The following is a 23,238-nucleotide window of genomic DNA, read 5'->3' on the forward strand; positions in this document are numbered from 1 at the left end:
TCGTCCCCGGCCCCCAGGGCATCTTGCCCCGGCGCTCAAGCGTCGGGGCCTTTGGGCCGGTCGGCCCGGAACGCGGGCCGACCGGTCAGTTTGAAGCGCGCTGTTGACAACGGCGGGACAGTGTGTCCTTTTCGTTCAGGTTCAGGCATCCGCGTGCTAACCTTGCGCGGTTTGGTAATGGCCCCACCTAGCTGTTTCGCCCTCGCGCGCCCCGGCGGCCGCGGGCCGGCCACAAGAATTCCAACGTTTCGCGGATAGTCCCCACGCCCATGTCGCGCCAGCGCACCCTCAAGACCGTCATCCGCGCCACCGGCGTGGGTCTGCACAGCGGCGAAAAGGTCTTCCTGACCTTGCGCCCGGCGCCGGTCGATACCGGCATCGTGTTCCGCCGCACCGATCTGGATCCGGTGGTGGAGATGCCCGCGCGCGCCGATCTGGTCACCGAAACCACCCTGTGCACCGGCCTGACCTACGGCGTCGGCAAGGTCATGACGGTCGAGCATCTGCTTTCGGCGATGGCCGGGCTGGGCATCGACAATTGCTATGTCGAGCTGTCCGCGCCGGAAGTGCCGATCATGGACGGCTCGGCCGGTCCGTTCGTGTTCCTGCTGCAGTCCGCCGGCATCGCCGAGCAGGACGCGCCCAAGCGCTTCATCCGCATCAAGCACCCGGTGGAAGTGCGCGACGGCGACAAGGTCGCGCGGTTCGAGCCGTTCGACGGCTTCCGCCTGGGCTTCACCGTGGTGTTCGACCATCCGGCGATCCCGGCCTCGCAGTCGCGCGCGCAGGTCGAGTTCTCGACCGAGAACTACATCCGCGAAGTCAGCCGCGCCCGCACCTTCGGCTTCATGCGCGACCTGGAGTACATGCGCGAACGCAACCTCGGCCTGGGCGGCTCGATGGACAACGCGATCGTGCTCGACGAATTCCGCGTGCTCAACGACGACGGCCTGCGCTACGCCGACGAGTTCGTGCGCCACAAGATCCTCGACGCGGTCGGCGATCTCTACCTCGCCGGCCACGCCATCATCGGCGCTTACGAGGGCTACAAGTCCGGCCACGCGCTCAACAACAAGCTGGTGCGCGCCCTGCTGGCCGAGCGCTCGTCCTGGGAGCTGGTCAGCTTCGACGAGACCGACGCCGGCCCGGTCGCCTACAGCAGCGAAACCGCGCTGGCCTGAGCCGGCGCCGCCGCGGCAGCGCCTTGCTGCATTGCGGGACTTCGCGCCCGCCGCGCGCTTTCTTGCCGCGTTCCAAGCTGAACGCGCGTCTCTGCCGGCCCGTGATGCCGGCCCAGAAAAGTCAGGAACGTTAACCAGGTCACACTCGTGAATGCCACGTGACGGGTTAACGATTTTCTAACGGAACTTTTCCGGAATGCTTCCGTTCGTTTAACAAACCCCCGGGGTTGGGCCAGTAGGATGCCCCGACCCGGCTCTCGGCCCCTTCCGGTACGCCCCCCGCGCGAACCGTCCGAGCGTCAGCTGGCGTCGCCGCGATCCTTGGACTCATCGGGATCGCGCAGCGAGTCCAGCGCGGCCTGCAACGCTTTCTGCGTCGCGGCCGACAAGGGTTTGGCCTGTCGCACCGGTGCTGCCGCCGGCTGCGGAATCGTCGTCTTGACGACGAGTTCGGCCGCTTTCAGTCCGACGGACCGGGCTGCGTCGAGCATTTCAGGAGCGGCGAGCCGTAATTTGGCGCGCCACACCGGAGCATCGACGACGTATACGAGCCTGCCGCGTTCGAAGTTGGCCAGCCGCGCGTGCGCGGCGAGCGAAGGCGGCAGGCAGGGGCGTAACCGACGGTCCAGATCTTCGAGCCACAACGCTCGCTTGATCGGGTTGCCAGCGGTGTCCTCCATCAACGCGTCCAGAGCGATGCGTGGAGTGGAAGGGCGGCGCGAGGGCGGCCTTTTGGGCTTGGAATCAGACATCGGACTCATGACCTATCAATCCATCGTAGAGCACACGCGCGAACGGCTGGGGCATTTCTTCCAGCAGTGCGGCCACCTCGGCGCCCGCCGACCCGCGCTGGCGATCGCGCTGCTGCTGGGCACCGGCGTTTGCGTCGGCGCCGGCGCCGGCATCGCCGACAACCGCATGCTACGCGCCGAACTGTCGCAACAGCACCAACAGATCGCCGCCACCCGCCGCGACGCGCAGCGCGAGATCAACGCCCTGGCCGCGCGCATGGGCGAGCTGCAGGCCGAGGCCAACCGCCTCAACGCCCTGGGCGAGCGCCTGACCCGCATCGGCCAGCTCCAGGACGGCGAATTCGACTTCAACAAGCCGGTCGGCGTCGGCGGCGCCGGTCCGGTGCGCGATATGTCCAAGCCCGAGCTCGACAGCGGCATGGACCAGCTCAAGCAGCAGTTCAAGGCCTCCGGCGAGCAGCTGACGGTGCTGGAATCGCTGCTGTTCAACCGCCAGATCGACATGAACGCGGTGCCCTCGCGCGCCCCGATCGCCAACAGCTACATCACCTCCGGCTTCGGCGGCCGCGCCGACCCGTTCAACGGCGGCGCCGCGTTCCACAAGGGCATCGACTTCGAAGCCGACGTCGGCGACCCGGTGCTGGCCGTGGCCGACGGCGTGGTCAGCTATTCGGGCGTGCGCTCGGGCTACGGCAACGTCGTCGAGATCGACCACGGCAACGGCTACGTGACCCGCTACGCGCACAACTCGCGCCTGCTGATGAAGGTCGGCGAGCTGGTCCGCGCCGGCCAGGAAGTGGCCAAGGCCGGTTCCAGCGGCCGCTCCACCGGCGCCCACGTGCACTTCGAGGTGTGGGAGAACGGCCGGGTGGTCAATCCGGTGAAGTTCCTCAATCAGCAGTCGCCTTTGCGCGGCTGACCGGGGCGCGAACTGTGGAATTGGGCAAAGTCCCACATTCCCCCGTCGCATTTCCCCCTTGATACCGTTCAGGTCGCCCCCCACGCTAGAATGCGTGTGGCCAAAGACCAGGCTCGATCCGATCGGGGGCGCATGGCGCCCCCGATTGCGTTTCCGGACCCCGTAAAAGGGGACCGCGAGCGAGATCGGGCGGTCCTCTGGATTCCTGGGGAACTTGCCGGCGGCAACGCGTTCTTAACACGTCCCGCCCGCGCAACCCCGTTCGCTTTACACGGACCCGTCATGCTCAACAGCTTGCTTACCCGCGTTTTCGGCAGCCGCAACGATCGCCTGCTGCGCCAACTGCAACGATCCGTCGCCAAGATCAATGCGTTCGAGGCGGAACTGGAGAAACTCTCCGACGCCCAACTGCAGGCCAAGACGCCGGAGTTCCAGAAGCGCATCGCCGACGGCGAATCGCTCGACAAGCTGCTGCCGGAAGCGTTCGCGGTCTGCCGCGAAGCGTCCAAGCGCGTGCTGGGCATGCGTCATTACGACGTGCAGATGATCGGCGGCATGGTTCTGCATCTGGGCAAGATCGCCGAGATGCGCACCGGCGAAGGCAAGACCCTGGTCGGCACGCTGCCGGTGTACCTCAACGCCCTGGAAGGCAAGGGCACCCACGTGGTCACCGTCAACGACTACTTGGCCCGCCGCGACTCGGCCTGGATGGGCAAGCTCTACAACTGGCTCGGCCTGAGCGTGGGCGTGGTGTATCCGGGCATGAACCATGCCGATAAGCACGCCGCCTACGCCGCCGACATCACCTACGGCACCAACAACGAATTCGGCTTCGACTACCTGCGCGACAACATGGCGCTGTCGAAGGACGACCGTTTCCAGCGTGGCCTGCACTACGCCATCGTCGACGAAGTCGACTCGATCCTGATCGACGAAGCGCGCACCCCGCTGATCATTTCCGGCCCGGCCGACGAGTCGCCGGAGCTGTACATCAAGGTCAACCGCATCGTTCCCGCGCTGAGCCGCCAAGAGAAGGAAGACGGCGACGGCGATTACTGGGTCGACGAGAAGGGCAAGCAGGTGCACCTGTCCGAAGCCGGCCAGGAACACGCCGAAGAACTGCTGCGCAAGGCCGGCATCATCGGCGACGAAGAATCGCTGTACGCCGGCCAGAACATCTCGGTCGTGCACCATCTCAACGCGGCGCTGCGCGCGCACGCGATCTACCAGCGCGACGTCGATTACATCGTGCGCGACGGCGAAGTGGTGATCGTCGACGAATTCACCGGCCGCACCCTGCCGGGCCGCCGCTGGTCCGACGGCCTGCATCAGGCGGTGGAAGCGAAGGAAGGCGTGCCGGTCCAGCGCGAGAACCAGACGCTGGCGAGCATCACCTTCCAGAACCTGTTCCGTATGTACAAGAAGCTGGCCGGCATGACCGGTACGGCGGACACCGAGGCTTACGAGTTCCAGAGCATCTACGGCCTGGAAGTGATCGTGATCCCGACCAACCGTCCGGCCCAGCGCAAGGATCATTCCGACCAGGTCTTCCTCAACCGCAACGGCAAGTACCGCGCGGTGCTGGCCGAGATCCAGGCCGCGCACGAACGCGGCCAGCCGGTGCTGGTCGGCACCACCTCGATCGAAGTGTCGGAAATGCTGAGCCAGCAGCTCAAGTCCGCCGGCGTGCACCACGAAGTGCTCAACGCCAAGCAGCACGAGCGCGAGGCCAACATCATCGCCCAGGCCGGCCGTCCGGGCGCGATCACCATCGCGACCAACATGGCCGGCCGCGGCACCGACATCGTGCTCGGCGGTTCGCTGGAAGCCGAGCTCCACGATCTGGCCGCGCAGAACAACGACGAGCCGGTCGACGAGGTCACCCACAAGCGCCTGAAGGGCGAGTGGCAGCAGCGCCACGACGCGGTCAAGGCGTCCGGCGGCCTGCACATCATCGGCACCGAGCGCCACGAATCGCGCCGCATCGACAACCAGCTGCGCGGCCGCGCCGGCCGTCAGGGCGACCCGGGTTCCTCGCGCTTCTATCTGTCGCTCGAAGACAATCTGATGCGCATCTTCGCCGCCGACTGGGTGCAGAAGGTGATGGCGCGCATGGGCCTGAAGGAAGACGACATCATCGAAAGCCCGCTGGTGACCAAGCAGATCGCCAACGCGCAGCGCAAGGTGGAAGCGCACAACTTCGACATCCGCAAGAACCTGCTCGACTTCGACGACGTCAACAACGATCAGCGCAAGGTGATCTACGGCCAGCGCGACGAGTTGCTGGAAGCCGAGAGCGTGCAGGAGAACGTCGACGGCATCCGCGGCGACGTGGTCGCCGAGATGGTGCAGCGCCACGTGCCGGCCGATTCGGTCGACGACCAATGGGATCTGCCGGGCCTGCAGGCCACGCTGGCCTCGGAATTCGGCGTGCAGGTGCCGCTGGTGGACACCGCGGCCAAGGCCGAGGAGCTCGACGCCGAGGCGGTCGCGCGTCAGGTGCACGAGGCGGTGGACGGGCATTTCTCCGCGCGCGAGCAGCAGCTCGGCGCGGAAACCATGCGCATGCTGGAAAAGCACATCATGCTCAACGTGCTCGACCAGAACTGGAAGGAGCATCTGGCGCGCATGGATTACCTGCGCCAGGGCATCCACCTGCGCGGCTACGCGCAGAAGCAGCCTAAGCAGGAATACAAGAAGGAAGCCTTCGAGCTGTTCTCGGAGATGCTGGACAAGGTCAAGCGCGAGGTGGTGACGATCCTGGCGCGCGTGCGCATCCAGAGCGAAGAGGAAATCGCCGCGCTGGAGCAGCAGGAACGCGCCCAGGCCGAGGCCCAGCTGGGCCAGATGCAGTTCCAGCACGCCAGCGCCGGCGGTTACGGCGCCGACGAGGAAGCCGAGCAGGCGCAACTGGCGGACGACGCGTTCGCCAATGTCGGCCGCAACGATCCTTGCCCCTGCGGCAGCGGCAAGAAGTACAAGCATTGCCATGGGCAGTTGGGCTGAGCAACCCGGCGGCCGCAGCGCGGGCGAGGGGCGTCGCGACGCCGCCGCGCCCGCCGCCGCGGCGGCCGAGGCGTCCGCCGACGCGGAGGTGCCGCGACCACGTTCGCGCGTGGTCGAGGTGGTCGCCGGCGTCATCCGCGACGCCCGCGGCCGGGTCCTGCTGACCCGCCGCACCGAGGGCCGCGATCTGGCCGGCCTCTGGGAATTCCCGGGCGGCAAGCGCGAGCCGGGCGAGACGCCCGAGGCGGCGTTGAGCCGCGAGCTGCACGAAGAGCTCGGCATCGACAGCGAGATCGGCGCCGAGCTGATCCGGGTGCCGCAGATCTATCCCGATAAGCGTCTGGTGCTGGACGTGCGCGAGGTGCGCGCGTGGCGCGGCAGCGCGCGCGGGCGCGAGGGGCAGGCGCTGGTCTGGGTGCCGCCGCACAAGCTCGCCAGCTACGCGATGCCGCCGGCCGACCGGCCGGTGGTGGCGGCGCTGGAGCAGCCCGACCGCTATCTGGTGACACCGGAACCCGGCGACGACGACGAAATCTGGTTGGCGGGGCTCGCGGCCGCGTTGGCCGCGGGCATCAAGCGCGTGCAGCTGCGCGCGCCGGCCCTGAGCGCGGCCGATCCCGCGCGTTGGCAGCGTCTCGCCGCGGCGGCGGCCAAGCGCTGCCGCGCGGCCAAGGCCGAACTGCTGATCAATGCCGACCTCGCCCTGGCGCGCGAGCTGGGCGTGGGCGCGCACCTGCGCGCGGCGCAGCTGCGTGGGCTGAGCGAGCGCCCGCTGCCGGCGGAGCTGCCGCTGGCGGCATCCTGCCACGACGCCAGCGAGCTGCAGGCGGCGCAGGCCGTCGGCTGCGACTTCGCCGTGGTTGGTTCGATCAAGCCGACCCCGAGCCACCCTAGCGCGCTGGGCATCGGCTGGGAGGCGTTCGCGGCGCTGCGCGAATCGGTGTCGCTGCCGATCTACGCCATCGGCGGGCTCGGCGCGGAAGATCTGGTCGATGCGCGCCGGCACGGGGCGCAGGGCGTGGCGGCGATCCGGAGTTTGTGGCCGGCGTGAGGGGGTAGGGCGGCGGGGTTCGGGCCGCGAGGATTCGGAAGGCGTCGGGCCCGAGGGCTCTCCCGTGGCGGTTGGGGAGAGGTGTCGGGCCCGATGCTTTTGGGATGCGTGCCGCGGATCGCGAAGGTCGCTAAGGATTCCGAGTCTGCCGGTGTGCCCCTGTAGGAGCGGCGTGAGCCGCGACCGCGCCATCGCGACTGCCGCGAAAGTTGGAAATCGTAGTGAAGCCGCCGACGAAGCGACTTAAGCCGTTGCGCGTTGGATAGCGACGCGAGCCGAGGCGGGTTGCGTCGTGGTTGCGATGGCGCGGTCGCGGCTTGCGCCGCTCCTACAGTCGGAAACGAAACCGCGCGGCGGTGGCGTGCTTGGCGCTCGCGGACAGCGATGGAGCGATACGCGGGCCGAACCCGCGCGGCCTCAGTTCGCCGCCTCGGCCATCGCGCGATACCGCCGATCCAGCGCTTCCACCTGCGCCTGCAGCGCTTCCAGCGGCCCGTCGTTGACCACGATGTCGTCGGCCACCGCCAGACGCGCCTCGCGCGTGGCTTGCGCGGCGATCATGCGCGCGGCCAGTTCGGCGTCGATGCGGTCGCGCTGCATCACCCGCGCTTGCTGCACGGCGGCGGGCACGTCGACCACCAGCACGCGGTCGAGCCAGGGGTAGGCGTCGCGGCCGCCTTCGGCCAGCAGCGGGATCGCGGCGATGGCGTAGTCGCCCGGCGCCTGCGCGCACTGCGCTTGCAGCATCGCCCGCACCCGCGGGTGGACGATGGCTTCCAGCCGCTTGCGCGCGGCCTCGTCGTTGAACACCAGACGCCGCATCGCGGCGCGGTCCAGGCCGCCCTCGGCGTCGAGCACCTGCGGGCCGAACGTCGCGGCGACTTCGGCCAATCCTGCGCTGCCGGCCGCGACTGCGGCGCGGGCGGCCAGATCGGCGTCGGCGACGACGACGCCCAGCGCTTCGAAGCGCCGGGTGACCTCGCTCTTGCCCGAGGCCACGCCGCCGGTGACGCCGACGCAGAAGCGGGCCATCGGATCAGCCCAGTCCGGAGAAGGACAGGTAGACCTGCAGCAGGCTTTCGCCCCAGAAGAACACGATCCAGCCGGCGATGGCGAGATACGGTCCGAACGGAATCGGGATGCCCATGTCGCGGCCCTTGACCGCCAGCCAGATCGAACCGATCACCGCGCCGACCAAAGAGGACATCAGGATGACCGGCAGCACGCCCTTGAGCCCGACCCAGGCGCCGATCGCGGCGAGCAGCTTGAAGTCGCCGCCGCCCATGCCGTCGCGCGGGTCTTTGACCCGTTTGACCACGACTTGGTACTGCTTGTAGATCCAGTTGACCAGCCACAGGCTGCCGAAGCCGGCGATCGCGCCGAGCACAGCCGGTTTGACCGGGAAATACAGGTTGTCGCTGGCGGCGATGATGCCGAGCCACATCAGCGGCAAGGTCAGGCTGTCGGGCAGGTACTGCGTGCGCAGGTCGATGCCCGACAGGATGATCAGGAAGCTGGTGAGCACCATCGCGCCGAAGCCCTGCCAGCCGAAACCGAAGCGGGCCACGCAGGCCAGCATCAGCAGCATGGTCAGCGCCTCGACCGCCGGGTACTGCATCGAGATCGGGGTCTTGCAGTAGCGGCAGCGCCCGCGCAGCGCGAGATAGCTGAACAGCGGAATGTTCTCGAACCACGCCAGCTGATGCTTGCAATGCGGGCAGTGCGAACGTTCGACCACGATGCCCGGCGGCGGCGGGTCGTACACCTCGGGCAGTTCCAGGACTTCGCGCGCGTCCTTCTTCCACTGCCAGTCCAATCGCTTGGGCAGGCGCAGGATGACGACGTTGTAGAAACTGCCGAGCAGCAGCCCGAAACCGGCCGCGAGCGGATACCCGAGGCCGGGGTTCTGATCTAGGAATGCCATGCGGTGAGGATATCGCCGATCAGATCGTCGCTGCCAGCTTGAAGATCGGCAGATACATCGCCACCACCATGCCGCCGACGATGACGCCGAGGATGATCATGATCAGCGGTTCCAGCAGGCTCGACAGCGCGTCGACCGCGTTGTTGACCTCCTGCTCGTAGAACTCGGCGACCTTGACCAGCATGGTGTCGAGCGCGCCGGCTTCTTCGCCGATCGCGGTCATCTGCACCACCATGTGCGGGAACAGGTTGACCTGCTTCATCGCCATGTTGACCTGATAACCCACCGAGACGTCGTCGCGGATGCGGTAGACCGCCTTCTCGTAGACCACGTTGCCGGTGGCGCCGGCGACGGTGTCGAGCGCTTCCACCAGCGGCACGCCGGCGCGGAAGGTCACCGCCAGGGTGCGGGCGAAGCGGGCAATCGCGGCGTTGTGCAGGATCTGGCCGACGACCGGGATCTTGAGCATCGCGCGGTCGAGGAAGTGGGCGAAGCCCGGCGAGCGGTTCTTGGCCATGATGAAGGCCACCGCCGCGCCGATGGTCAGCAGCAAGATCGCCCACCACCACTGGATCATGAAGTCGCTCATGCCGATCACCATCAAGGTGAAGGCCGGCAAGTCGGCGCCGAAGCTCTTGAAGGTCTGCTGGAACTGCGGCACCACGAAGATCAGCAGGATCGCGCTGACCAGGATCGCCACCGCGACCACGGTGGCCGGGTAGAACAAGGCCTTCTTGATCTTGCCCTTGAGGGTTTCGATGTTTTCTTTGTAGGTCGCGACCGTGTCGAGCACGGTTTCCAGCACACCGGCCGATTCGCCGGCCTTGACCAGATTGCGGTAGAGCTCGTCGAACTGCACCGGGTGCTTGCTCATCGCCTCGTACAGCGACAGACCGCTTTCCAGGTCCGCGCGGATCGCGTTGAGCAGCTTCTTCATGCGCGGGTTCTTGTGGCCCTCGCCGATGATCTCCAGCGAGGTCACGATCGGCACGCCCGACTTCATCATCGTGGCGATCTGGCGGCTGAAGATGGCGATGTCGCCCGGGGTGATGCGCTGGCCGGAAGCGCCGAACAGCGGCTTGCCCTTGGGCTTGACCACGTTGGGCGTGATGCCCTGGCGGCGCAGTTCGGCGCGCAGCAGGTTGGCGTTCTTGGCCGCCTGCTCGCCCTTCATCGTGATGCCGCGCTTGTCGGTGCCCTGCCAGACGAACATTTCCAGGGGATTTTCGCGGCGAACCGGGGGGGCGGTCTTGGTGGCGGCGCGAGTGGCGGATCGGGTCGCGGACATGGCTTAGTCCTTGGTTACGCGGTTGATTTCGGCCAGGCTGGTGACGCCGTTGAGCACCTTGACCAGCGCCGAGCGGCGCAGGTCGCGCACGCCCGACTTCGTGGCGGCGGCGGCGATCTGCATCGCATTGCCGCCTTCGAGCACGATCGCCTGGATTTCTTCGGTCATCGGCATGACCTGGTAGATGCCGGTACGGCCCTTATACCCCTCGGTGCAGTCGGGGCAGCCGACCGGTTCGTAGAGGGTGATGCCGGCGGCGACTTCTTCGTGGGTGAAACCTTCGGCCAGCAGCGCGTGTTCGGGCAGATGAACCTCGCGCTTGCAGTCGTGCAGGCGCCGCGCCAGACGCTGGGCGATCACCAAGGTCACCGAGGAGGTGATGTTGTACGGCGCCACGCCCATGTTCATCAGGCGCGCGATGGTCTGCGGAGCGTCGTTGGTGTGCAGCGTGGACAGCACCATGTGGCCGGTCTGCGCGGCCTTGATGGCGATTTCGGCGGTCTCGAGGTCGCGGATTTCGCCGACCATGATCACGTCCGGATCTTGGCGCAGGAAGCTGCGCAGCGCGGCGGCGAAGGTCATGCCGCGTTTGACGTTCATCTGCACCTGGTTGATGCCTGGCACGCGGATTTCGACCGGGTCCTCGACCGTGGAGATGTTGCGCTGGTCGTCGTTGAGGATGTTGAGCGCGGTGTACAGCGACACCGTCTTGCCCGAGCCGGTCGGGCCGGTGACCAGCACCATGCCGTAGGGCTTGACCACCGCGTTGACGAACAGATCGCGCTGATCGTCCTCGTAGCCGAGCTTCTCGATGCCCAGCCGCGCGGCCGAGCCGTCGAGGATACGCAGCACGATCTTCTCGCCGAACAGGGTCGGCAAGGTGCTCATGCGGAAGTCGATCTGCTTGCTCTTGGACAGGTTGAGCTTGATGCGGCCGTCCTGCGGCACGCGCTTCTCGGCGATGTCCAGCTGCGCCATGACCTTCAGGCGCGCGGCGATGCGCGAGTGCAGCTTGTTCGGCACCTTGGCGACCTGCTTGAGCAGGCCGTCGATGCGCAGGCGCACCCGGTATTCGGTTTCGTAGGGCTCGAAGTGGATGTCCGAGGCGCCGCGGCGGATCGCGTCGACCAGCACCTTGTTGACGAACTTCACCACCGGGGTGTCGTCGCCCTTGGCGTCGATGCCCGAGTCGCCGCCGGCGCCCAGGCCCTCGTCGTCCTTGCCGACTTCCAGGGTGTCCAGGCCCTCGCCGTCGCCGACCGTGTCGCCGAGGGCGTCGTTGGTGTCCATCCAGCGGTCGAGGGTCGACTTGATCAGGTCCTCGTCGACCAGGATCGCCTCGATCACGAGGTTGGTCTGGAACTTGATCTCGTCCAGCGCGCGGCTGTTGGTCGGGTCGGCCAGACCGATGAAAAGCTTGTTGCCGCGCTTAAACAACGGCAGGGCGTTGTGCTTGCGGACCAGCTCCTCGCTGATCAGGCGCGAGGCCGACTGGCCCGGGTCCATCGCGCTGGCGTCGAACAGCGGCACGCCGAACTCGATCGAGTTGGCGGCGGCCAGCTGGGCCGAGGTCGCCAGCCGATTCTCAGCAAGGTATGAGGCCAGCGGCTTGCGCTCGGCGCTGGCCGCGGCCATGGCTTCGCGGGCTTTGACCTCGTCCAGGGCGCCGTCCATGACCAAACGCCGGGCGATGCCGGTGATTCCCACCAGATTGGCAGTAGCGGTGGACATCTCAGCCCTCAGTTTTCCCCACCCTGACTTTACCGCAATCTCAGGTCGTAGCGAGCGGAACGGCGTCGCTATTCTGCGGTCGGCCGGTGTCAGGTCCAACCGGGACAAGGTATCCTCCGCCACGGGGAGGTGGCATGTCTATTTCTATTGTTTTGCCGGCCAAAAACGAGTCGGAGGGGTTGCGCCGTACCTTGCCGGCGCTGCGCGCGGCGTTGCCGGACGCGGAGATCATCGTGGTGAACGACGGCTCGACCGACGACACCGCCCAGGTCGCCTCCAGCCTCGGCGCCAAGGTCCTGAGCTCGCCCTATTCGATGGGCAACGGCGCGGCGATCAAGCGCGGCGCCCGCGCCGCCCGCGGCGAGGTGATCGTGTTCATGGACGCCGACGGTCAGCACGACCCGGCCCAGATAGCGCGTTTGCTGGAGCCGATGGAGCGCGGTTACGACATGGTCGTCGGCGCGCGGAGCGCCAGTGGGCAAGCCAGCGTCGGGCGCGGAGCGGCCAATGCCCTCTACAACCGCTTGGCCAGCTGGATGACTGGGCACAAAGTCCTCGATCTTACGTCTGGATTTCGTGCGGTGCGAGCGGCCAAGTTCCGCGAGTTCCTTTATCTATTGCCGAACGGCTTCAGTTATCCGACCACCAGTACGATGGCTTTCTTCCGCAGCGCCTATCCGGTGACCTATGTCCCGGTCGAGGTCGCTCGAAGAGTGGGTACTCAGAGCCATATCCGTCCGCTTCGGGACGGGGTCCGGTTTTTGCTGATCATCTTCAAGATCGCGACCCTTTATTCGCCGCTGAAGTTGTTCGTGCCGACTTCGATGCTGTTCCTTTTGTTGGGTTTGGGGCATTACGCGTGGACCTTCTATGCCCACGGCAGGTTCACCAATATGAGCGCGCTGATGCTGAGCGCGGCGGTCATCGTCTTCCTGATCGGCCTGATATCGGAGCAGATCACCGCGCTTACTTATAAGCACAGCGACTGACGCCATGGCGCGCGGGGTCGTATTCGTCGTCGGTACTCGAGCGCAGCTGATCAAGGTCGCTCCTGTGATCGTGGCCTGCGAAAGCAGGGCGGCCCGAGTCCGTCTGCTCATGACGGGGCAGCACAAGGAGACGATGCAGGATTTGATCCAGGAGTTCGGCATCCGTACGGTTCCCGAGGATGCGGTGGAACTCCAGGAGCGCGCGACAGTCATGTCGCTGCTGCGCTGGCTGCCTGCCGCTTGGCTAGGGGTGAAACGCAAACTGAGCGGCTATTCGGCCGAGGGCGGCGATTGGATCGTGGTCGTGCACGGGGATACTTTGTCGACGCTGATCGGAGCCGCTGCGGCGCGAGTCACGGGTTTGCCTTGCGCGCATGTGGAGAGCGGACTCACTTCGGGGAAGCTTCTGGATCCGTTTCCCGAAGAAATTTCCCGTCGTCTGGTGTTCCGATTCGCGGATTTGGCGCTATGCCCCGATGAGGCATCGTTGGAGTTCATGCGGCGCAGGCATGGGGCGCGCGCCGTTGGTACGGGTGGGAATACCATTGTCGATGCCGTGAAGATCGTGAGTCCTCGGGTCGGACCGGACCTAGAGCGCAAGTACCTGGTCGCTTCGCTGCATCGGTTTCAGAATATTTATCAACAAGCCCGATTGAGCGAGCTTGTCGATTTGCTGGTGCGCCTCTCGGACTGCTACGAGGTGCATTTCGTTTTGCACCCGGCGACCCGCAAGCGCTTGGAGGACTCCGCTCTGCGCGCGAAACTGGAGGCCGCGCCCGGCATTCGCCTCTCGCCGAGGCTGGGATACGGCGCATTCTTGCGATTGGTCGCGGGCGCTTCCTGCGTGCTGACCGATGGCGGTTCGAATCAAGAAGAGTTGGCGGTTCTGGGAGTGCCGACCTTGATCATGCGCGCGCATACCGAGCGCTCCGATGGTCTCGGGCAGAACGCTTGCATGGAGGGCGCGGCGCCCGGCGGTGTCTTCGAGTTCATTCGCTCCGGGGCGTATCAGCAGCTAAGGCAGGCGCCCGCCGTCGACCAGGGGCGAAGTCCTTCGGCTGTTATCGCCGAGCAGCTTTTGGCATAGGCTGCGATAGGGCAGGTCGAAGCGGCGCGTGCCGCGCGCGTCGACATCCGAATAGGGAACCTATCTGAACTCAACCGTCGCCATGAAGAACGGCTTTCTGCGCAGTTTGTTGATCGTCCTGTTCTGGTTGGGATTGGGGCTGTGCGTCTATGCGTTGGCCAAGTACTGGCACGAGGCGCGTCAATTGCTCGCGGGAATCGGCTGGGGCGGCGGAGCGGTTTCCGCGGTGCTGCTGGGCGGTGCGTGGTGGTTGGCGGTCGAAAGCTGGCGCCTAAGCGTCCGCGCATACTCCGATCGCTTCATCGGTAGGGGCGAAGCGGCGCGACACTTGGCGCTGCTTTTGCTGGGGAAATACATCCCCGGTGGAATTTGGGGGTTTGCCGCGCGATTGGCCGACTCGTCTTCTGGACGTGCCGTGCCTGGCATGGTCGCTGCGGGGCTGTTCGAGCAGTGGGCGGGGTTCGCATCCGTCTGCATAGTCTCCGGCGCACTCTGGGGCGCGGCGAAATTCGGTTGGCCGATTTTGATCTGTTCCCTCGCCGCGCCTTTGCTTGTTTTGCTGGGCTGGCGATGCGGTCGTTTTGTTCTGTCCGCCTTGGCGGACAGGATGCCCGCGCGATGGAAAGCCCCGATCGGATATGTCTTGGTCGAGCCTGCATCGGGCCTGGCGCGGGCGAGCGGTTTCGTCGCGCTGCAGCAAGTCGTGCAAATGACGGCGATCGCATGCCTGGCATCGGCCGCCTACGAATTGCCGCTGTCCGCGGCGGCGGGTTTGGCCGCCTGTTACGGGCTCGGAATCGCAGTCGGCCTGGTTGCCGTCTTCGCTCCAGGCGGAATGCTCGTGCGCGAAGCGACCTTCGTGGCGTTGAGCTCACCGTGGGTCGGCTATTCGGATGCGATCGCTTTCGCCGCGGTGATGCGGCTGGTGTTCACTTGCTTCGATCTGCTGGCTGGAGGTCTGGCCGCGGGTTTAGGAGGCGTGTCGAAAATACGAGCCAAGGCGTAATGAGCGAGGCGACGCGTCGCTAGGCCGCTGTCAGATTATCAGCGGCCAGCCGGATCCGGCATGCCGGCGATTTGAGCGCGGAGCGAGGCGACCTCTTCCTGCCCGATCGTCTCGTATCCCTTCAGCCGTTTGGCGACCTGATCGAGCGCCCTCGTCGCTTCTTCCTTTCGGCCGTTGTGGATATAGATGCGGGCCAACAGCCCTCCCACAGCGGGGTCGGCTCCCGGATTCCATGCCTTTTCGGCTTGCGTCTGCGCTTGTTCCCATTGCTCGGCGCGGATATGCGCGGTCGCCGCCATCGTCCGCAACATCCATTTCGCCTTGGACGTTTCGGCCTGAGAGGGGGCGCTGTCCAGCACGCGCTCGGCTGCCTGGGCGATGCGGCTCTCGGTCAGCAGGCCGCCGCATCGCTTGGTTTCGATCACATCCAAAAGCTGGCGGAACGACAATGCGTCGGACAGTTGAATGGGCGGCTGAAAGTTGGAAACGCCCCGGTCGAGTTCGTTGGCTTTGGCTCCTCCGGCGGACCAGCAGTCGATGATCTCGGTGCTGACATACCCCTGGAGACGATGACTCTGTTCGGGAAGCCTTGTTACCCGCTGCGTAAGAATGCGCGCTTGATCGAGCTTTCCGGTGTTCAGCAATTGCCCGGCCTTCATGATGTTGGCGCGCGCGGAATCGGGTCGATTGACCAAGGCTTGGTCGATCATTCCCTCCTCGGTCCTCCACACCCGCACTTGGCTCCAGGTGACGAAAGCAAAGGCCAGTGCAGCCACGGCGGGTGCGAGTGCGACCAGTTTCTTCATACGCGGAGCGCGCGCGAAGCCGTCGGCGGGGAGCAATTCGGCGATGCCGACGACCGCCAACAGCAATCCGATGCTCGGGAGGTAATTGCGATGCTCGAAGTACAGCTCGAGCGGCAGAATGCCGGACTCGACCGAGTGCGCGACCAGGAAGAAGAACCAGCCCGCAAACAGGGTCGGAGCGCGGCGGCGCAGCAGCGCCGCAGCCACGCTCATGCCGATGAGAGCCAGTAGGGCGAATAGCGTGGAAGCGGGAGAAAGCAGTCCGTGCGAGGTTTGGAAGTCGTCTACGAACAGCCCCATTTGTCCGCCGCGTGGCCATAAGATCAGGCCGATGTATTCCATCAGCGCACGCGGCTGACTGAGCAGGCGTTCGGTCAGGGTGAAGCCGCGGGCCTCGTAGCCGTTGAAGAACTGATCCGGGTATCTCAGCGCCAGGGCGATGGCAGCCAGGGCCGGGACCGCGAGAAACAGCGCATAAAACCCTTTGACGATGGAGGGGCGAGGACTGCGGAAGTAGGCGATCTCGATCACCAGGCACAGGGCCGGTACCACGATGCCGTTTTCCTTGCTGAACGCTGCGAGCGCCAGCAGGAGAGGGAAGCCGACAAACAGCCGAATCGCCGCGGGACGCGATTGACCTGCTTCGAGTTTGGCCCGTCCGGAGAGGTAAGCCCAGACCGCGGCGAGGGCGAACAGCGTACTGAGCTGAGCCATGCGCTGCACGGCGTAGAGAACCGTGCTGACGTTGATGGGGTGCAGCAGCCAGAGGCACGCCACGATCGCGCCTATGGTGTTGGCGTGAGAGCGCAGGCGCTCATCGAGCGCGAGAATTCGGCGCACCACCTGCCAAGCGAGCGCGCCGCAAACCAGATGGATCAACAGGTTGCCGAATTTGAACGGGAACGGATGCATGCCGCCGGTCGCCGCGCTAAGCCAAAAGCTGGCCATGGAAACGGGGCGACCCAAGGGACCGGATTGGTTGCCGAAGATGATTTCCGCCGCGCTCGCTTGGCCGTCGATCCAGCGCTTCAGTGGATCGAGGTTGTACGCATCGTCGAAAATGAAGGGGCCCTTCAAACCCGACCAATAAAGCACGAGCGTGGCGAGTGCCGCGATGTAGAAGAGGATGCGCGTTTGGCTGGCGGACATGGGCGACCGTAAGTTCATTGCAGCGGAATTCGAGTTGCTTGCCAAAAAAAGAACCCCGGCGAGCCGGGGTTCTTATAGCATCCATATGCGGGTGTCGGGATCACTTCCTGCATTCGGCGGGAAGTTGCGACTTCGGCACGCCGTTGAGCTCCTTGCACTCCCACTCCACTCGGCCGCTTCCTTCGCCGGGAGTGAGTTCGATCTTCGCGGCTTTTCCGCCCGTGTTGCGGGTGGTCAGCGTCAGCACGCCCTTGTCGCCAACATCGATGGAGGCGCAGTACTTGCTCGCAACGAATTTGTATCCGGTGCTGCTGGGCGTGATGAGGGCCAGTTGGCCGATGTCCTGCGCCGATTCGCTGACCGCGATCTTGGCGCCGGCGGCGGCATACAGGCACTCCGCGTTTTTGGTTCGGATCGAGTAGTCCTGATAGGCCGGCAGCGCGATGGCTATCAGCAAGCCGAGGATCGCGATCACGATCATCAGTTCGATCAGGGTGAAGCCTGATTGATGTTTCATAGGGATACCCCCGGAAGCGCCAGTGCGATGAACCTTGGAACGGTCGGATCGTCAGGGGGGTGATCCGTTACTGCAAAAAAAGGCGTGGTGGGGCTTCTCCGCCGCCCTTTAGCAGAAACCCCGGCGAACCGGGGTTTCTGGTGTAGCTCACGCTGTCGGGCAGCGTATTAGCCGCGGCACTCGGCCGGCAGCTGCGACTTCTTGGAACCGTTGGTTTCCTTGCAGGTCCAGTCGATGCGACCGGCGCTGAAAGCCGGGGTCAGATCGAACTTCGCCATCTTGTCGGCGCCAGTGGCCTGGGCTTCGGTCTGGATCACGCCGTTGGCGGCGATCTTGACGTCCTTGCAGTAGTCGCTGGCCTTGAACTCATAGCCGGTGATCGACTGGGAGGTGATGGCGGCGAGCGAGCCACGGTCCTGAGCGGTTTCGGACACGGCCAGCTTGGCGGCGGCGGCGACGTTCAGGCACTCGGCGTTCTTGGTGCGGACGGTGTAGTCCTGGTAGGCCGGCAGAGCGATGGCGATCAGGATGCCGAGGATCGCGATGACGATCATCAGTTCGATCAGGGTAAAGCCTTGCTGCTTCTTCATGGTGTATCCCCTAGGAGTGTTGGTTGCTTCACGTGCCAGCGAGCGTCGGCTTTCGATCCATCGAAGGTGCCTGGCGAGCTGTCCGTGCACGTAAGGACTACGCACAACCCGTGCCAAGTAGTGGCGCATATGGCACTGGCCAGGAAACTGCTAGGGCAGTCACGCATCGAGGCTGGGTAAGGGTGAGTGAGGTGACGTTTTGGGTCAGTCCGGGGGAGGTTCTGGTGACCAAAAACGTCAGATTGGAAGATGCCCCCTCGAAAATGTGATGTTCACCGAAAATTCTCCGGGGGCAGCTTTTGCGACGAGCCTCGCGAAGGCGCTTGTCGGGAATTGGCGGCTGAATGGGGTGGGAGAGTGGCGCCTGCGAGAGCTGGCCTGGGAAGGGCCGTTGTGCGTCGGTGTGGACGCAAACGCTTGGCCTGGAAATAGGGGGGCGGCGGCGTCGGTGTTCACCGAGCGGCCTGGTCCGATCCGGTCGTGAAGGCGTTGCAGGCCCTTGAATGCCGTATCGGGGCGATGCCGCCACTGCCGGGCGGACCGCTCTATCGAATAATGAGAGGCCGGATGCGTCCTGCGTGCCCAGTGCGGCACGTCATGCGGTCTTGCGAGAGAACGGCGAACTGCGTGCGTTGCGTGTCGCTGCGTTCCTCATGTCGCTATCGGTGCCGCTCAGCCGCGTCGTGGCGGCTCGAACAGGTTTGCGGTGAATCTTTGTTCTCGTGCCGTATCGAGTCCCAGGTTTCCATTGCTCGATCGACTCTTTCGCCGGAAACACAAAGCGCCGGCTCTCGCGAGCCGGCGCTTTGTGTTTCCGGCGCCGATACCTGGGGCATCGGCACCGATCGATAGAGAACGACTTGAGCGAGTCGCCGAGAATTAGCCCCTGCACTCGGCCGGCAGCTGCGACTTCTTGGCGCCGCCGGTGTCGGTGCACTTCCAATCGATGCGGCCTGCGCTGAAGGTCGGCTCGAGCTTGAACTTGGCCTCCGTGGTAGCGCCGGTCTTCTGAGCCTCGGTGGTGATGACGCCATCCTTGATGATCGCGACATTCTTGCAGTACTTGCTGGGCGCGAACTGATAGCCGGTGACGGACTGGGTGGTGATGGCGGCCAGCGAGCCACGGTCCTGAGCCGTTTCGGACACGGCCAGCTTGGCGGCCGCCGCGATGTTCAAGCACTCGGCGTTCTTGGTGCGGACGGTGTAGTCCTGATACGCCGGCAACGCGATGGCGATCAGGATGCCGAGAATCGCGATGACGATCATCAGTTCGATCAGGGTGAAGCCTTGCTGCTTGTTCATGGTGTTTCCCCTAAGTGGTGTCGGAGGTTGCGGGTGCCGGCAGCGCAATGACCGCGGGAATTCGGCGGCCATGCGAAGCGCTGGTCCAACACGGGCTACGCAGGCCTCGTGCCAATTCGAAGGGGCATGGAGTAAGTGAGCAAAGAGTGCTGCTGTGGATGCGCATTCGATGCGTCTGTTGCCGGTGCAAGGAGTTGCCGCGACTTCTGCGAGAACGTCGACGTGCACTAGAATGAATTCATGGCACTAAATGTGCGGTTACAAATCCGTATTCAAGACACGGATTCTCTGTCGGCTGGGTAGCGCGATTCGCGCTGCGACGATCTCGATCCTCCTCCTCGCGCAGTGGTTGCCGGCGATCCGCGATGTGGTCGAAACGGATATCCGTAAGCGCGAGCGCTCGAAGCGGGTACGACCGTGCGGCGTCTGCCCACCGCTGTCGATCAGGCAGTGAGAGCGTCGAGTCGATCCGCGGACGGTATCGACCGCCGGGGCGCAACGCCGGCAACGACTCGTTACTGCGGACCGGGGCCGGCGATGTCGGCACGCTTGCCCCAGCGCCAAGTCCACCGCCACGGCAAACAAAAACGCCGGCCCTCGCGGACCGGCGTTTCTTCGTACTAATAAGACCGCCAGCGCCGCGCGCATCGCGCGGCCGGCCGCCGCCTCAATCGATCCCGAGCTTCTTGAGCTTGTACCGCAACGCCCGGAACGTAATCCCCAGCGCCGCCGCGGTGCGGGTCTTGTTGTAGCGGTTTTCCTGCAGCGCCTGCTGGATCGCGGCGCGTTCGATCTCTTCGATATACGAAGGCAGGGCGCTGGTGGCGGTGTCGCGCGGGCTGATCGTGCGCGGGTCGACGGCGCCGGGTGGGGCCGGCGGTTGGCCCGGGGCTGCCGCCGCGGGCGCGACGCCGGCCGGGGCGGTCTGGGTGGCCAGACGCGGCAGGCGCAGGTCGCTGGCGCTCAGGGTCTCGCCTTCGGCCAGGGCCAGCGCGCGTTCGAGGATGTTCTCGAGTTCGCGCACGTTGCCGGGGAAGGTGTAGGCGCGCAGCGCGTCCAGGGCGTCGTCGCCCAGGCGCGGCACGACCCGGCCCTGAGTGCCGGCGAGGCGGTGCAGGATCTTGGCGGCGAGGCCGGGCAGGTCGTCCAGGCGTTCGCGCAGCGGCGGCACGCGCAGTTCGATGACGTTGATGCGGTAGTACAAGTCCTGGCGGAAGCGGCCTTCGGCGACCAGCGCGGCCAGATCCTTGTGCGTGGCCGAGAGGATGCGCACGTCGACCGTGACTTCGGCCTGGGCGCCGACCGGGCGGATCGACTTCTCCTGGATCGCGCGCAGCAGCTTGACCTGCATCGCCAGCGGCAGCTCGGCCACTTCGTCGAGGAACAAGGTGCCGCCGTCGGCGGCCTGGAACAGGCCGGGCTTGTCGGCGTGGGCGCCGGTGAAGCTGCCTTTCTTATGGCCGAAGAACTCGCTCTCCATCAGCTCGGCCGGGATCGCGCCGCAGTTGACCGGCACGAACGGCCCGTCGGCGCGGCCGCCCTCGGAGTGGATGGTGCGGGCGACCAGTTCCTTGCCCACGCCGGATTCGCCGGCGATGTAGACCGGCGCCTGGCTGCGCGCGACCTTGCCGATGGTCTGGCGCAGCTTGATCATCGCCGGCGATTCGCCGTACAGGCGCGAGCCGACCGCCTCGCTGGCGTTGCGGCGGGTCTCGTGCAGCTCCAGCGCGTGGCGGACCAGATCGCGCAGCACCGACAAGTCCACGGGCTTGGCGACGAAGTCGAACGCGCCGGCCTTGAGCGCCTCGACCGCGGCTTCGACGTTGCCGAAGGCGGTGATCATCGCCACCGGGGTGTTCGGATACTTCAAGCTGATTTCAGCGACCAGATCCATGCCCGAGCCATCGGGCAGGCGCATGTCGGTCAGGCACAAATCGTAACGATTGCGCAGCAGCTGACTGCGAGCCTCATTGAGGCCCGACGCGGTATCGCAACGCAGGCCCATGCGGCCCAACGTCATGACGAGCAACTCGCGGATATCGCGTTCGTCGTCGACTACCAATGCACTACGGGTTTCAGCCATTGCGCCCTCCACCGCCCACGATAACTTAACGAACCTGTCGCGGCCAAGACGCCAGTGGCACGTTTTCTGCTTGCCGTGCGCACAGTCACATTGCCGGTCAGGCCGGCGAAAGCGCGCTCGCGCCGGCCAGACGGATGCGGAAGCAACCGCCGCCGCCGGGCACGGCGACGTAATCGAGCGAGGCCTGATTGGCGCGGCACAGCTCGCGCGCGATGTACAGGCCCAGGCCGGTGCCGTGCGCGGAGGTGGTGAAGAACGGCCGGAACAGGCGTTCGGCGACCGATTCGGGAATGCCCGGGCCGCGGTCGAGCACGTCGATCGCCGGCAAGCCGACTTCGTCGAAGTACACGTGCACGGTCACCCGCGCCGGCTCGCCGGGCTGGCGGCCGTAGGTCAGCGCGTTGTGCACCAGCACGGTCAGCGCCTGATGCAGCTGGCGCGGATCGACCAGCGCCGGCGCCTGCGCGTGCGCGCCGGTGGCGCGCAAGGTGTCTAGTTCGATCGGGTGGCTGGCGCGGTATTCGTCGACGAACTGGCGCACGAAGCCCATCAGCTCGACGTGCTCGGGCTTGGCCGGCTCGCGCCGGGCCATGCCGAGCACGTTCTCGACGATGCCGTTCATGCGCGTGCCCTGCTGGCGGATGATCTCCAGCAGGCGGCGGTCGGAGACGGCGATGTCGCGCGACTCCTCCAGCAGCTGCACGGCGTAGTTGATCGCCGCCAGCGGGTTGCGGATCTCGTGGGCGAGGCTGGCGGAGAAGCGGCCCAGCGCAGCCAGGGTGATGGATTCGGCGCGGCGCGAGACCAGCGAGGTGTCGTCGAGGAAGATCAGGGTCTGGTCGCTGCCGGCGAGCAGGCGGGTGAAGCGCGGCACCACTTCCGGCAGATCCGGCGCCAGCCGCAGCGGGCTTTCGTCCGGGCGGCCCTCGACCCGCCAGCGGCCGAGCCGGCGCGACAGCTCGGGCGAGGCGATCGCCAGCACGCGGTGGCCGTGGTGGCCGCCGGTGTGCTCGCCGCTGTCGCCGAGCAGCAGCATCGCCGCCTCGTTGGCCAGCCGCAGCCGGCCTTCGCCGTCGACCAGCAGCACGCCGGTGCGCATGCGGCGGATGATGAGTTCGTTGATCTCGGCGTAGTTGGCCGCCTCGGCGCCGCGGCGTTCGGCCAGTTCCTGGCTCTCGCGCATCTGCCGGCCGAGGGTGTTGGTCAGCAGCGCGATCGACAGGTAGCCCAGGGCGAACATCACCGGCTCGGCGACGGTGCGGCCGAGCGCCTCGTTGCCCAGTTCGGTCCACAGCCATTCGCCGATCAGGCCCAGGCAGGCCACGATCGCCGCGCCGATGCCGAAGCGCGTGGGCAGCAGCAGCGCGGCTGCGCCGACGTTGAACATCAGCATCAAGGCGATGCCGGTGCCGGCGCCGGGCAGGGCATGGATGGAGAGCAGGCCGAAGAACAGGTCGCAGGCGATGCCGGCGAAGACGTGGCCGCGCAGGTCGCCGCGGCGGCCGAACACGAACAGCAGGCCGGCGATGAACAGGTAGGACAGCGACAGCGAGCGCGCGAACAGGTCGTGGCGCGGCGGGCCGATCAGGTTGTCGACCGGGCCGAACAGGAACAGCACCAGCAGGGCCGCTTCCAGCAGCCGGTACAGGGTGAAGAAATACAGTTCGCGGCGCAGCGCGGAGTCGGCATCGGCCGGAGTGACGGGGGCGAGACCTGACGGCAAGCGGGTTTCCCTGCGCGGGCGGAGTATCGATCAGTATAGGGCGGCTGGCCGGCGCGAGCGGATCGCCCCGCTGTGCCAGGGTGTGACAGCAAGGGTGCCGGCGGGCATGGGTCTTGCGCAGGGCGCGTGCCGAC

General features: G+C 66.0%; 18 protein-coding genes. 7 read left to right on the forward strand and 11 right to left on the reverse strand.

Annotated elements, in window-relative coordinates; all coding sequences use genetic code 11:
- Positions 1 to 269: 269 nt before the first annotated feature.
- Positions 270 to 1,181 (forward strand): UDP-3-O-acyl-N-acetylglucosamine deacetylase, encoded by a 912-nt coding sequence (gene lpxC / locus J5226_RS09680; RefSeq protein WP_215839705.1) that lies wholly within the window; start codon positions 270 to 272, stop codon positions 1,179 to 1,181.
- 299 nt (positions 1,182 to 1,480) lie between these two features.
- Here lpxC and J5226_RS09685 read toward each other — a convergent pair whose 3' ends face one another.
- Positions 1,481 to 1,942 carry a DUF721 domain-containing protein gene (locus J5226_RS09685; RefSeq protein WP_215839706.1) on the reverse strand — a complete coding sequence of 154 codons (462 nt, stop codon included), beginning with the start codon at positions 1,940 to 1,942 and terminating at the stop codon, positions 1,481 to 1,483.
- Here J5226_RS09685 and J5226_RS09690 point away from each other — a divergent pair.
- The 3 genes from J5226_RS09690 (at position 1,941) to J5226_RS09700 (ending at position 6,909) form a co-directional block, all read left to right on the forward strand.
- Positions 1,941 to 2,852, forward strand: a complete 912-nt coding sequence (locus J5226_RS09690) for a M23 family metallopeptidase (RefSeq protein WP_215839707.1) — start codon at positions 1,941 to 1,943, stop codon at positions 2,850 to 2,852. The genes J5226_RS09685 and J5226_RS09690 overlap by 2 nt on opposite strands.
- 282 nt (positions 2,853 to 3,134) lie before the next feature.
- A complete protein-coding gene (gene secA, locus J5226_RS09695; protein WP_215839708.1) occupies positions 3,135 to 5,858 on the forward strand; it encodes a preprotein translocase subunit SecA in 2,724 nt (907 codons plus the stop codon).
- A complete protein-coding gene (locus tag J5226_RS09700; protein ID WP_215839709.1) occupies positions 5,842 to 6,909 on the forward strand; it encodes a Nudix family hydrolase in 1,068 nt (355 codons plus the stop codon). The genes secA and J5226_RS09700 overlap by 17 nt, the downstream gene beginning before the upstream one ends.
- A gap of 417 nt (positions 6,910 to 7,326) precedes the next feature.
- Here J5226_RS09700 and coaE read toward each other — a convergent pair whose 3' ends face one another.
- The 4 genes from coaE to pilB are packed head-to-tail and all read right to left on the reverse strand — an operon-like array spanning position 7,327 to position 11,852.
- A complete protein-coding gene (gene coaE, locus J5226_RS09705) occupies positions 7,327 to 7,941 on the reverse strand; it encodes a dephospho-CoA kinase (protein WP_215839710.1) in 615 nt (204 codons plus the stop codon).
- A gap of 4 nt (positions 7,942 to 7,945) precedes the next feature.
- Positions 7,946 to 8,833 carry an A24 family peptidase gene (locus tag J5226_RS09710; protein WP_215839711.1) on the reverse strand — a complete coding sequence of 296 codons (888 nt, stop codon included), beginning with the start codon at positions 8,831 to 8,833 and terminating at the stop codon, positions 7,946 to 7,948.
- A gap of 19 nt (positions 8,834 to 8,852) precedes the next feature.
- Positions 8,853 to 10,121 carry a type II secretion system F family protein gene (locus J5226_RS09715; RefSeq protein WP_215839712.1) on the reverse strand — a complete coding sequence of 423 codons (1,269 nt, stop codon included), beginning with the start codon at positions 10,119 to 10,121 and terminating at the stop codon, positions 8,853 to 8,855.
- Between the two features lie 3 nt (positions 10,122 to 10,124).
- Positions 10,125 to 11,852 (reverse strand): type IV-A pilus assembly ATPase PilB, encoded by a 1,728-nt coding sequence (pilB, locus tag J5226_RS09720; RefSeq protein ID WP_215839713.1) that lies wholly within the window; start codon positions 11,850 to 11,852, stop codon positions 10,125 to 10,127.
- A gap of 134 nt (positions 11,853 to 11,986) precedes the next feature.
- Here pilB and J5226_RS09725 point away from each other — a divergent pair, with 134 nt between their 5' ends.
- The 3 genes from J5226_RS09725 to J5226_RS09735 all read left to right on the forward strand — a co-directional run bounded on the left by J5226_RS09725 (position 11,987) and on the right by J5226_RS09735 (position 14,934).
- Positions 11,987 to 12,841 (forward strand): glycosyltransferase family 2 protein, encoded by an 855-nt coding sequence (locus J5226_RS09725; protein ID WP_215839714.1) that lies wholly within the window; start codon positions 11,987 to 11,989, stop codon positions 12,839 to 12,841.
- A 4-nt stretch (positions 12,842 to 12,845) separates the two neighbouring features.
- On the forward strand, positions 12,846 to 13,928 hold the full coding sequence (locus J5226_RS09730; RefSeq protein WP_215839715.1) for a UDP-N-acetylglucosamine 2-epimerase: 1,083 nt from the start codon (positions 12,846 to 12,848) through the stop codon (positions 13,926 to 13,928).
- Positions 13,929 to 14,010: 82 nt separating this feature from the next.
- Entirely contained in the window at positions 14,011 to 14,934 is a 924-nt protein-coding gene (locus tag J5226_RS09735; protein ID WP_215839716.1) for a hypothetical protein, read from the forward strand.
- Between the two features lie 38 nt (positions 14,935 to 14,972).
- Here the strand turns inward: J5226_RS09735 and J5226_RS09740 are convergent, their stop codons facing one another.
- The 6 genes from J5226_RS09740 to J5226_RS09765 form a co-directional block, all read right to left on the reverse strand.
- A complete protein-coding gene (locus tag J5226_RS09740) occupies positions 14,973 to 16,889 on the reverse strand; it encodes a tetratricopeptide repeat protein (RefSeq protein WP_215839717.1) in 1,917 nt (638 codons plus the stop codon).
- A gap of 100 nt (positions 16,890 to 16,989) precedes the next feature.
- Positions 16,990 to 17,406, reverse strand: a complete 417-nt coding sequence (locus J5226_RS09745; protein ID WP_215839718.1) for a pilin — start codon at positions 17,404 to 17,406, stop codon at positions 16,990 to 16,992.
- A gap of 167 nt (positions 17,407 to 17,573) precedes the next feature.
- Complete coding sequence (locus J5226_RS09750) at positions 17,574 to 17,996, reverse strand: prepilin-type N-terminal cleavage/methylation domain-containing protein (RefSeq protein ID WP_215839719.1); 423 nt, start codon at positions 17,994 to 17,996, stop codon at positions 17,574 to 17,576.
- A gap of 879 nt (positions 17,997 to 18,875) precedes the next feature.
- Positions 18,876 to 19,298 (reverse strand): prepilin-type N-terminal cleavage/methylation domain-containing protein, encoded by a 423-nt coding sequence (locus J5226_RS09755; RefSeq protein WP_215839720.1) that lies wholly within the window; start codon positions 19,296 to 19,298, stop codon positions 18,876 to 18,878.
- 667 nt (positions 19,299 to 19,965) lie between these two features.
- Positions 19,966 to 21,381, reverse strand: a complete 1,416-nt coding sequence (locus tag J5226_RS09760) for a sigma-54 dependent transcriptional regulator (protein WP_215839721.1) — start codon at positions 21,379 to 21,381, stop codon at positions 19,966 to 19,968.
- Positions 21,382 to 21,478: 97 nt separating this feature from the next.
- The gene (locus J5226_RS09765; RefSeq protein WP_215839722.1) at positions 21,479 to 23,104 is read right to left on the reverse strand and encodes an ATP-binding protein; all 1,626 of its coding nucleotides are present in this window, start codon (positions 23,102 to 23,104) and stop codon (positions 21,479 to 21,481) included.
- Positions 23,105 to 23,238 lie beyond the last annotated feature (134 nt).

The sequence above is a fragment of the Lysobacter sp. K5869 genome (assembly GCF_018847975.1).
GTDB lineage: Bacteria > Pseudomonadota > Gammaproteobacteria > Xanthomonadales > Xanthomonadaceae > Lysobacter.